At 40.8% G+C, this 6,272-nt stretch carries 6 protein-coding genes; 1 reads left to right on the top strand and 5 read right to left on the bottom strand.

What is annotated here, in order from left to right:
- The 4 genes from VF500_RS04700 to VF500_RS04685 form a co-directional block, all read right to left on the bottom strand.
- A partial coding sequence (locus VF500_RS04700) for a DUF3810 family protein (RefSeq protein WP_330858571.1) occupies nucleotides 1–616 on the bottom strand: 616 nt, incomplete at its 3' end.
- Between the two features lie 136 nt (nucleotides 617–752).
- The gene (locus VF500_RS04695) at nucleotides 753–1,268 is read right to left on the bottom strand and encodes a DUF2911 domain-containing protein (protein ID WP_330858570.1); all 516 of its coding nucleotides are present in this window, start codon (nucleotides 1,266–1,268) and stop codon (nucleotides 753–755) included.
- Between the two features lie 270 nt (nucleotides 1,269–1,538).
- Entirely contained in the window at nucleotides 1,539–3,929 is a 2,391-nt protein-coding gene (locus VF500_RS04690) for a hypothetical protein (RefSeq protein WP_330858569.1), read from the bottom strand.
- Between the two features lie 118 nt (nucleotides 3,930–4,047).
- Nucleotides 4,048–4,254, bottom strand: a complete 207-nt coding sequence (locus VF500_RS04685) for a hypothetical protein (protein ID WP_110582980.1) — start codon at nucleotides 4,252–4,254, stop codon at nucleotides 4,048–4,050.
- Between the two features lie 291 nt (nucleotides 4,255–4,545).
- Between VF500_RS04685 and VF500_RS04680 the strand changes: the two genes are divergently transcribed.
- The gene (locus VF500_RS04680; RefSeq protein WP_330858568.1) at nucleotides 4,546–5,193 is read left to right on the top strand and encodes a DUF47 domain-containing protein; all 648 of its coding nucleotides are present in this window, start codon (nucleotides 4,546–4,548) and stop codon (nucleotides 5,191–5,193) included.
- Between the two features lie 288 nt (nucleotides 5,194–5,481).
- Here VF500_RS04680 and VF500_RS04675 read toward each other — a convergent pair.
- On the bottom strand, nucleotides 5,482–6,272 hold a 791-nt coding region (locus VF500_RS04675), incomplete at its 5' end, for an outer membrane beta-barrel family protein (protein WP_330858567.1).

Raw genomic sequence — 6,272 nt, 5'->3', positions numbered from 1 at the left:
ACAATGGGGTAAGTATTGAGGGCTTTATATCGGGGTTATAAGCCCTGAAATTGGCAGAATCTTTACTGAGCGTGTAAATAGCATGCCGGGCTGTATTGTAGATATGAGTATTGCTCTGGCCCCAGTCTGTAGGTGTCAGCCGTGCACGGGTAACGTTGGCGCTGTCGATCAGCATGCAGGTTACGGCCTTAAGATCGGCGGTGGTAAATGAGGTATCCCTAAGCCTAAGCCGCTCAGAGGCCGGCAGCCTGAAATAATTCATCCCCCAAAAAAGATAAAAAGCAAGTATCCCTGCCTGTACGCCTATGATCAGCCCTAAAAAAAGCCTGCCAGCTATTTGAAAGCGTTTTTTAAACAGCAGGACAATTAACCTGACCACCGCATAGATCAAATAAATAACAATGGCTATATATACTATATCGCCAACACTAAATGGAAATATGTTTAAAACGGAATGAAAAACCCTGCAAATAATGATATAAAAACCATTGGCATAGTAACGCTCAACAGCGGCAGGGTGATCAGCAAACAGCATCAGCAAAAAAATGGCCAATGCCAATAATATGATTGCGATGATTCTTTTTAGTACAGGTTTTTTATTGGTTGGGTAGCGCATTATGTAGGGTAAATATAGCGCTTTAGGGGCATGTTAAAAAAAGAATGCTTTAGCAAGCTAAAAAACCCGGTTTATGCAAAAGGCCCCCGGGCAGGGGGCCTTCAAAATTGTGAAAAATAAGGTTACTCAATATCATTTACTTTACAGAAACCGGCACTACGATCTTATCCCAGAATAGGCAAAAGCTTTTTGCATCAACTGTATAAACTAATCTTTCGTGCACTGGCGCTGCTTTGGTTTTAACATCTACACGCAGGGCATCTTTTGATTCATCGTATTTAAACGCGCCCCATTGTTTAGCCACTTTGTTAAAAATAACTGTCCAGGTACCGTTTTCGGCAGGGATCAGGAAAAAGCCATAAGTACCTGCTGCCAGTGTTTTACCTTCAACTTTAATATCTTTTGTTGTTGTAAAAGTGGTGGCTTCGTTAGCACCTGCACGCCATACTTTACCATAAGCTTCAAGTCCGCCCCAAATTTTACGGCCTTTAACCGAAGGGCTGCCATAGTTAATGGTAATGGTTGAACCTGCAGCTTTACCGCTAACGCTATCGCGCGGGCTTGCTGGTTTGTCCTGGGCAAAAGTTACTGCTGATACCAATAAGGCAAAAGCAAACAGGAATGCCGCCTTAAGCTGAAATGATTTTTTCATAAGATTTCTCATAATTTATTTAAGTAAATATAGATTGAAATTTGGTTTAAAAACAACTATTCGTTTAAATACCTGCGACAGGTGATTTTAACACATAAAACACTGAAAATAAACACATGGTGGTTAAACCATTTGCATTTTATATTGTTTAATTAATTGAAAGATCATATTGCAGTTAGGAATAGACCGGAGGGATTCATAGCCCGAAGGTTAAACAATTGTTGTGGTTTTTTTACCCTGCCGTAAGGCAGGGTTTTTTATGCGCCCATATTACTGCACCTTGTACGTGACCACACTGCGCCCTATATTACCCGCCTCATCAATACCTTCAATTACCAAACGATAAGTACCTTTGCTGTCTGCATTAAAAAAATCAAACGATGCATTGCCATCTTTATCTGTTACTATATCGGGGTTCCAGTATATGGTGCTCCGGGTATCGGGCTTATTAGTTCTTTGCTCCGAACCTTCATAAACAGGCGAATGAAAAGTATTTGCCTTGTAAAAACCCTCCGCTGTATAATACAACAAGCCCGGTAAAGCAATGTTCTTAACTTTTCCTGAAGATGCTGCCTTTCTCATTTTTAATATCAATACACCGTTAGCTCCCCTTATGCCATATATGGCTGCATCAGCATTTTTTAACACTGTTGCACTTTCAACATCAACTGGGTTGTAATTATTAACACTCGTTCCTGGCGGCAATGCGGTATCATCAGCAATAATAAGCATTGGTCCGTTTTGCATAGCAGCATTTGCCTTATCTGCCAAAAAAGGCACTCCATCCCTTAGTATAACTCCGGTTAAACGCCCTTCCAACCCGGTAGTCAACAAATTCTGATCTTTCAGGTTTTCGTTGGCCAATGTTTCTGTAGCCGGTTTCTGGTCATTAACTCTTTTATTGCTATTTACAACAGCATTAAATCCTCTTTTATTTGCATCAGCTAAATAAACCGGTTGTTGCATTGTTTGATCATTTCCTGTAGTAATTGAACCTTTCGCCGGGCTAATAAAATCTTCTGTACTCATATCTGCTATCGCCGGCGCCGGATAAACGGATATATGGATCTTATTGCCCCCTGTAGCTGTTTTACCCTGGATCACGAACTGGGTTTCGTCGTTATACACCAGGTTTTTGAAAACAAAATCACCTTCATGATCGGTAATTTGCGACAGTAAAGCTCCGCCGGCCCGGGGCATTAATGTAACCGTAGCGCCATCAACCGGTTTCCCGTCCATTGATTTCACCTCCCCCGAAATATCAAAACCAATTTCAGCATTGTATGCCATGGCCGGTTTCTCGTTGCTCAGCAATTGCTTCCATTCAAACCTGCTAAAGTTGCGGGTAAGCATCAGGATATCTAAATTAGCCCGAGTATCGTTGTTAACATTAACAAAATAGTAATTGGGCTGCTCAATTGTACCTTTCAAATTGGAGGTAAGTAACAGGGATGATAATAATGTATTTTCATCATCCTCAACAATGGGCACATTACCCGCATTAACAATTGTTGCCGATAAATAACTTTTTACCGCCTCGCCATTCTTATTTTTTGCATTTAAAGAAACATGTACTTTCCCCCTTGCCGGATATAAGGCTTTATCGCTTACAGGGGTAATAGTTAGCTGATCGGCGTTCTGAATAAATGCCAGGCGCTCATTGATCGCCTCACCCTGTGCCGAAAAAAGCGTTACCTGCACCACTCCTGTTTTAAAATCTTTTTTATTGAGATTTAAATCAAGCACCTGGTTATCAAGCACTGCCTTTACCGATCTGACAACACCGCCCGAATATATGATCACCCCTATCTCTTTGTTCTTATTTTTAAGGTAATAAGCTTTATTGGCATTTATTTCAATACCGAGCTTATCAGCGCTATCGTTGTTAACCATTAAGGTAATCCCCTCGTTATCTGCTTTCGGCAACTCAACAGTAGCTTTGGTACCATCGGCATAGGTTAAGTTAGCTTTATAGGTTTTGCCGGCTTCGGGAGTAATAAATATAAGCCCCATGCCCAGGTGGGTCGATTCAAATTTGGTTACTTCCGCATTGGTATTATCAACTACAACACCTTTAACATGAAGACCAAGCCCATTTGTGCTCACCGCCTTAAAGGCCAGTTTGGTGGGTATACCGTTTACAAAACTTCCACCTTCCGGAAAAAATTGGACCCCGGCTTTTGTAGCTAAAGCTTTATTGCCTGGCGATGTTCTGTTATTAACGTTTATCCTCTTATCAAAGAAATTAAGCTGCCCGTTATTCAGCATCCATTTAGTGTATGCCCTTATGCGATAGGTGCCTCCGGATAATGTATTGGAGAGACTAAAATCGCCGGCCGCTAAACCGTTAACCAATTGTAGCGAGATGGATCTCAGGAGAGAACCGGCGGGGCTGATGAGATCAACATGTAGTACACCGCTTAATTTTGATAACTCATGCTGTTCACCAAGGGTAACGTATGCTTTAAAATAAAGTGTATCGCCGGCGTTATAATAAGGTTTATCAAAATGCAGGTAGGCTTTTTCAATTGCTTTACCGGCCGATAAAGCTTGCAGGCGCGACACAATAGTATCTAATGGAATAACAGGTTGATTATTTTGCGAAAAAACAGGCGCAGAACAACACAATGCCGCTAATAGCGGTAGCATTATTTTTTTCATAACAAGGATAATGATAGGTTTAAACTGGTTTATATAAAGGTAAATAAATGTAGATATTTATTTCTAAATAAAACGCTTATTTAAAATCAGTTATATTTCCAGCCTGTAACCTTGCAGCCTATTGCGTCAGTTCCGCATCCTGCTTCATTTCATCCCAATAAAGTGTTTCAAGGTAAATGCCGTTTTGAATAGCTACACGTGTACGTATTTTTTCTAATTCGGCCTTCACTTCGTCCTTGCTGAGCCTGCTGCTCAGCGAATGGTAATAAATAACGTAACCTGTTTTGCTGTTTACGCATTTATAATGCTTTTCCCCGGCTTTCATAATCGCATTAACTAATACAAATACAATACAGCGGATGGCAGGATTGTTTTAATTAAACTTAAATGTTACACAATTTTCTTAATTCAATCGGCAGGTTTCTTCTCACTTTAAATCAACAAGTTACAACAGCATCAATTTCGTTTTATTACATTGGCTTAACTATTCTTAACATTAACTTAACATTTGGCATTGTATTAATGGTTACTTTTATCCGCTGAATAATTTATAGTGACATATTTTAAAATCCGCTTAATATAACTACTGTAAATTCACGACTGATAAAACAGATCAATGAAGAGCACTAACTCAAAATCGATATTCCCGAACTCAAACCAGGTTTTTTACGATTTGTTCAACACTGCTGTAGCCAATGTTACCGAAATGGCCAGGCTGCTGAACGAAGCTGTTAATGCCTCAACATCATACGAGCAAAAATTCAATTTTGCCCATATTGATAAACTAAAATTCAAAAGCTACGAAGTTACACACCGGGTATTTTCAGAATCGGGCCGGATGCTGATATCGCCGTTTAACCGCAAGGATATGTGCGATCTGGCATCGGCAATTGATGATGTTGCTGATAGCATTACCATGGCTGCCCGCAGGATAAACCTTTACAACGTGCCTGTTATTACACAGCCGATGATAGATCTGGCTGCGCTGATCCTTAAAACCAGCACCGAGCTTGAAAAAGCGGTAAATGCAATGAATAACCTGAGCAAATCGGCCGAGATCTTTGAACTTTGCAGCAACATTAAAAAACTGGAAGCACAGGCCGACTCAGTTCATAATAAAGCCTTTGCCGATCTGCTTAATAACGAAAAAGATCCGATTGAACTAATTAAGTACACAGATGTATTTGCGGCCATGGAAACCGCTACCGACAGCTGTGAAGATACAACCCTGATCATTGAAAGTATTTTGATCAAGAACGGGTAAGACCTCACCCAACCCTCTCCAAAGGAGAGGGCTTTTAGAAACAAAAAAAGCGATGAGTTATCATCGCTTTTTTTGTTAATCTTCAGTTGTGCCAAGCTTGTTTCAGTATTATCCATGATATAATTAACAATGGGTGTCATGCTGAGCTTGTCGAAGCATGGTGGGCAGGGCCTCTGCGCGCGACCCTTCGACAAGCTCAGGGTGACAGCCCTCTTTTGTCATTTCAACTTCAGAGCCAGCCGGATTTCAAAATTCAGAATAACATCCGCCTGGCTTCATGAGTATATTTTATTTCCCTTTTTCAGCTTGAGGGCCATTGTCGCCGCCATTATCCTGGTCATTATTTTTGTCTTTTTCTTTGTCCTTCTTAAACTCAAGCTTACCAAACTTATAGCTCAGGCTTATGCCGAACGATTGTACAGGTATCAGCCTAACGTTGGTTGAGTAAAAGTTACTGCCAAAAGTTGATGAGCTTTGACTCACGTATTTAGCAAATGGATTGGTAGCTGTAAGCCCGATGCTCGCCTTTTTGTTCATGAACATTTTGCGCATGGCAAAGTTGTAAAACACAAACTTAGGATTGGTACCCTGGATACCTTTTTGCGATGAATTATAGTTACCAAAAAACTCGGCACTCAAATCATGACCAAAGTTGTATTGCGCGTTTAAGTTAAGGCGGTAAGCAAAAGCGCTTACATTGGCAAAACCAGGATTGGTGCTGCGCCTGTCACTGAAGATCATATTGGTACGCAGGCTCAATTTGTCGGTTACCGGTACCGAACCATAAAGGTTTATACCGATCCGCTCTTCCGAACCAATGTTATAACGCTGGTTCAATGATACATCAGTATAAGTAGTACCGTTTACATCAAACGTAGAGTAAAAGGTAGTGAACTGCTGAATATCATCAGTGTTACGGCGATAGAAGGCCGCTATGTTGATATTAGCTCCCTTGTCAAACGATTTGTTATAACCCAACTCAAAGTTGTCGCCTTTTTCGGGTTTAAGATTGGGGTTACCGGTACTGATATTATGCGGATCGCTGATGTTCAGGAATGGGTTCAGATCGCCGTAATCAG

The sequence above is a fragment of the Mucilaginibacter sp. genome (genome assembly GCF_036383575.1).
Taxonomy (GTDB): Bacteria; Bacteroidota; Bacteroidia; order Sphingobacteriales; family Sphingobacteriaceae; genus Mucilaginibacter.
The sequence above is the reverse complement of the archived record's forward strand: the minus strand, read 5'-3'. Positions and strand labels throughout refer to the sequence as shown.

Excerpts from the sequence above, each read along its gene's own strand:
- VF500_RS04690 (WP_330858569.1), bottom strand. The coding sequence starts at position 3,929 with ATGAAAAAAATAATGCTACCGCTATTAGCGGCATTGTGTTGTTCTGCG.
- VF500_RS04695 (WP_330858570.1), bottom strand. The coding sequence starts at position 1,268 with ATGAAAAAATCATTTCAGCTTAAGGCGGCATTCCTGTTTGCTTTTGCC.
- VF500_RS04680 (WP_330858568.1), top strand. The coding sequence starts at position 4,546 with ATGAAGAGCACTAACTCAAAATCGATATTCCCGAACTCAAACCAGGTT.
- VF500_RS04685 (WP_110582980.1), bottom strand. The coding sequence starts at position 4,254 with ATGAAAGCCGGGGAAAAGCATTATAAATGCGTAAACAGCAAAACAGGT.